The organism is Rhizobacter sp. P1_G5 (assembly GCF_056405435.1).
In genome coordinates, this window is sequence record NZ_JBFUCB010000685.1 from 1 (window position 1) to 3045 (window position 3045).

Sequence of the window (3045 nt, forward strand, 5' to 3'; positions counted from 1 at the left end):
TCATGAGTACCGCTGCCGAGCGCACGCCGGTCGAGGTCGCCGTGGGCGTGCTGATCGACGCCGACGGCCGCTTCCTGCTGACCAGCCGGCCCGACGGCAAGGTCTACGCCGGCTACTGGGAATTCCCCGGCGGCAAGCTGGAGGCCGGAGAGACCGTCGAGCAGGCATTGCGCCGCGAACTGCACGAGGAGATCGGCATCACGATCGGGCCGGTGCAGCCGTGGAAGGTCGAGATCGTCGACTACCCGCATGCCCGCGTGYGGCTGCACTTCTGCAAGGTCTTCGCGTGGACCGGCGAGTTCGAGATGCGCGAGGCCCAGCAGATGGCCTGGCAGAGCCTGCCGGTACAGGTGCAGCCGGTGCTGCCGGGCACCGTGCCGGTGCTGGCATGGTTCGCCGAGGAGCGCGGGTTCTCGGGCCCGACTTATGCGACGGATACACTCGCCCGATGAGCTGGCTCGACGAGATCAAGTGGGATGCGCAAGGCCTGCTGCCGGTGATCGCGCAGGAGGTCGGCAGCAACGACGTGCTGATGTTCGCGTTCATGAACCGCGAGGCACTGGCCCGCACCGCCGAGCTCGGCGAGGCGGTCTATTACAGCCGCTCGCGCCAGCGCCTGTGGCACAAGGGCGAGGAAAGCGGCCATGTGCAGCAGGTGCACGAGATGCGCCTCGATTGCGACAACGACGTGCTGCTGCTGAAGGTGACCCAGCGCGGCCATGAACCTGGAATTGCCTGCCACACCGGCCGCCACAGCTGCTTCTTCCAGCTTTACAAGGACGGCGCCTGGCACACCGTCGAGACGGTCTTGAAAGACCCCGGGACGATCTACAAATGACGGATGTGAAAACCGCGGTGAAAGACACTCGCAACGGCAACGACACGCTGGCCCGGCTGGCGGCGGTGATCGAGTCGCGCCGCCAGGGCGACCCGGACAAGAGCTACGTCGCCCGGCTGTTCCACAAGGGCACCGACGCGATCCTGAAGAAGATCGGCGAAGAGGCCACCGAGACGGTGATGGCCGCCAAGGACGGCGACCGCCAGAAGATCGTCTACGAGGTCGCCGACCTGTGGTTCCATTCGATGCTCGCGCTGAGTGCGTTCGGCCTGACACCGGCCGACGTGCTGGCCGAGCTGGAGCGGCGCGAGGGCCTGTCGGGCCTCGAGGAATTCGCCGCACGCAAGTTGCAAACCCGAGAGGCGGACGGAACATGAACGATGTCGTGACCAAGCTTTCCGACAGCGAGCAGTCGCTGAAGAACATCGGCCACATCAGCTACGCACTGCATGCGATCGTCGCGGTCGCCGCCGTGGTGCCCGGCGCGCAGGTCACGCCGGTGCTGCTGATCGTCGCCTTCATCCTCGACCTCGTGAAAAAGGACGATGCCGCCGGCACCTGGCAGGAATCGCACTTCCGCTGGCGCATCCGCTCGGTGATCTGGGCCGCCGTGCTGTACATCGTGACGGTGCCGCTGTGGTTCCTGCTCTTCCTCCCAGGCTGGATCGCGTGGGTCATCATCTCGATCTGGTTCCTCTACCGCGTCGTGCGCGGCTGGGTGAACCTGAACTCCAACACGCCGATGCCGGTGCCCGCGCCATGAGCCATGATCCGAACTGCATCTTCTGCAAGATCGCGGCCGGCCAGATTCCGAGCCGCAAGGTCTACGAAGACGACGAACTGATCGCCTTCCACGACATCGCGCCGTGGGCACCGATCCACTTCCTGATCGTGCCCAAGGAGCATCTGGCATCGCTGTACGACACCGTGCCGGACAAGCACCAGGCCCTGCTCGGCAAGATGCTGGCGCTGGCCCCCGGGCTCGCCCGCGAGCAGGGTGCCACCAATGGTTTCCGCACCGTGGTCAACACCGGCGCCGATGGCGGGCAGGAAGTGCCACATTTGCACATGCATGTCATCGGCGGACCAAGGCCCTGGGCCAAGGGTTGACCCCCTCACCGCCTAGAATCCGCTATTTCCCGCAGGAGAAGAATCATGGGTTCATTCAGCATCTGGCACTGGCTCATCGTGCTGGTGATCGTGGTCCTGGTGTTCGGCACCAAGAAGCTCAAGAACATCGGCAGCGACCTCGGTGGTGCCGTGAAGGGCTTCAAGGACGGCATGAAGGACGGCTCGGCCAACGCCGAGGCCGTGCCGCCGTCGCAACAGGTCGGCCAGAAGGCCGCCGATCCGAACACCGTCGACGTCGAAGCGAAGACCAAATCGTGAGCATCCGAGGCCGGCCCGGGCTGGCCCGTCGGATGGCGGCCGCATGATCGATTTCGGTTTCGACAAGATCGCGCTGATCGGCGCCGTGGCGCTGATCGTCATCGGCCCGGAGCGGTTGCCCAAGGTCGCCCGCACCGTCGGCCACCTGCTCGGCAAGGCCCAGCGCTATGTGGCCGACGTGAAGGCCGAGGTGAACCGCTCGATCGAGCTCGAAGAGCTCAAGAAGATGAAGGGCGAGTTCGAGGACGCGGCCCGCAACGTCGAGCAGACGGTGTCGAACGAGATCCACCAGACGCGCGCCGACATGGCCAGCGCCTGGGATGCGCCCGGCGATCCGGCCTTGAGCGCCGACAGCGGCCAGCACAGCGGCTGGGAACCCCCACCGCCTCAGTACAAGCACCCGAAGAAGAACTGGCGCCTGAAACGCGGTGCCACGCCGCAGTGGTACAAGCAGCGCAACGGCGTGCGCAGCAAGGCGCAATCCGGCGCGGCGCGTGTCGCGCGCTTCCGCCCGCCGCGCTCGTCGGTCTGAGAACCTGAACCCCTCCCATGAAGTTGAACAGCGACGGCCGCGATGAGCTGGAAGGCACCGAGCAGCCCTTCGTCACGCACCTGATCGAATTGCGCGACCGGCTGATTCGCGCGGTGATCGCGATCGGCGTGTGCTTCGGCATCCTCGCGATCTACCCCGGCCCGGCCGCCCTCTACGACCTGCTCGCGCACCCGCTGGTGGCGGCGCTGCCGGCCGGCGGCAAGCTGATCGCCACCAACGTGATCTCGCCGTTCCTCGTGCCGCTGAAGATCACGCTGATGTCGGC

At 66.1% G+C, this 3045-nt stretch carries 8 protein-coding genes; all 8 read left to right on the forward strand.

Annotated features, from left to right (window positions below; translation table 11 throughout):
- Window positions 1-2 precede the first annotated feature (2 nt).
- Entirely contained in the window at window positions 3-452 is a 450-nt protein-coding gene (locus tag AC1D12_RS29435; RefSeq protein ID WP_477844727.1) for an NUDIX domain-containing protein, read from the forward strand.
- Window positions 449-838, forward strand: a complete 390-nt coding sequence (hisI, locus tag AC1D12_RS29440) for a phosphoribosyl-AMP cyclohydrolase (RefSeq protein ID WP_477844728.1) — start codon at window positions 449-451, stop codon at window positions 836-838. Before AC1D12_RS29435 ends, hisI begins: the two co-directional genes overlap by 4 nt.
- Window positions 835-1215, forward strand: a complete 381-nt coding sequence (locus tag AC1D12_RS29445) for a phosphoribosyl-ATP diphosphatase (RefSeq protein WP_477826508.1) — start codon at window positions 835-837, stop codon at window positions 1213-1215. The genes hisI and AC1D12_RS29445 overlap by 4 nt, the downstream gene beginning before the upstream one ends.
- Window positions 1212-1601, forward strand: coding sequence for a DUF4870 family protein (locus AC1D12_RS29450; protein ID WP_465111189.1), 390 nt, complete (start codon window positions 1212-1214; stop codon window positions 1599-1601). Before AC1D12_RS29445 ends, AC1D12_RS29450 begins: the two co-directional genes overlap by 4 nt.
- The gene (locus tag AC1D12_RS29455) at window positions 1598-1948 is read left to right on the forward strand and encodes a histidine triad nucleotide-binding protein (protein WP_047500834.1); all 351 of its coding nucleotides are present in this window, start codon (window positions 1598-1600) and stop codon (window positions 1946-1948) included. Before AC1D12_RS29450 ends, AC1D12_RS29455 begins: the two co-directional genes overlap by 4 nt.
- A 45-nt stretch (window positions 1949-1993) precedes the next feature.
- Window positions 1994-2227 carry a Sec-independent protein translocase subunit TatA gene (tatA, locus tag AC1D12_RS29460; protein ID WP_047500836.1) on the forward strand — a complete coding sequence of 78 codons (234 nt, stop codon included), beginning with the start codon at window positions 1994-1996 and terminating at the stop codon, window positions 2225-2227.
- A gap of 43 nt (window positions 2228-2270) precedes the next feature.
- Window positions 2271-2759 (forward strand): Sec-independent protein translocase protein TatB, encoded by a 489-nt coding sequence (gene tatB, locus AC1D12_RS29465; protein ID WP_477844729.1) that lies wholly within the window; start codon window positions 2271-2273, stop codon window positions 2757-2759.
- A gap of 17 nt (window positions 2760-2776) precedes the next feature.
- The coding region (locus tag AC1D12_RS29470) for a twin-arginine translocase subunit TatC (RefSeq protein ID WP_477844730.1) at window positions 2777-3045 on the forward strand (269 nt) is incomplete at its 3' end.

Coding starts and splice junctions, on each gene's coding strand:
- tatA (WP_047500836.1), top strand. CDS start 1,994: ATGGGTTCATTCAGCATCTGGCACTGGCTCATCGTGCTGGTGATCGTG.
- AC1D12_RS29455 (WP_047500834.1), top strand. CDS start 1,598: ATGAGCCATGATCCGAACTGCATCTTCTGCAAGATCGCGGCCGGCCAG.
- AC1D12_RS29445 (WP_477826508.1), top strand. CDS start 835: ATGACGGATGTGAAAACCGCGGTGAAAGACACTCGCAACGGCAACGAC.
- AC1D12_RS29450 (WP_465111189.1), top strand. CDS start 1,212: ATGAACGATGTCGTGACCAAGCTTTCCGACAGCGAGCAGTCGCTGAAG.
- tatB (WP_477844729.1), top strand. CDS start 2,271: ATGATCGATTTCGGTTTCGACAAGATCGCGCTGATCGGCGCCGTGGCG.
- hisI (WP_477844728.1), top strand. CDS start 449: ATGAGCTGGCTCGACGAGATCAAGTGGGATGCGCAAGGCCTGCTGCCG.